Annotated in this window: 1 protein-coding gene; it reads right to left on the bottom strand. The window is 65.1% G+C overall.

From position 1 onward, the window contains the following. Positions 1-232, bottom strand: a 232-nt coding sequence (locus tag ACLJNW_RS28820; RefSeq protein WP_410962107.1) for a proton-conducting transporter membrane subunit, incomplete at both ends; no start/stop codon positions are given.

Below are 232 nucleotides of genomic sequence, written 5' to 3'. Positions count from 1 at the left end.
GTTGATGATGTGGAACACCGCGGCGACGTTCGACAGCGGGGAGTCGAGGCCGAACAGCAGGGTGATCAGGCCCAGGTGGCTGATCGTCGAGTAGGCCAGCAGCCCCTTCAGGTCATGCTGGAACAGTGCCATGCCGGCCCCCAGCAACAGCGTCACCAGGCCGCTCAGGCTGACCAGGTAGAAGAACCACTCGGTGCCGGCCAGCGCCGGATACAGCCGGGCCCTGTCTCTT

The organism is Salmonella sp. SAL4457 (assembly GCF_046548235.1).
GTDB classification, from domain to species: Bacteria; Pseudomonadota; Gammaproteobacteria; order Enterobacterales; family Enterobacteriaceae; genus Salmonella; species Salmonella enterica.
The sequence above is the reverse complement of the archived record's forward strand: the minus strand, read 5'-3'. Positions and strand labels throughout refer to the sequence as shown.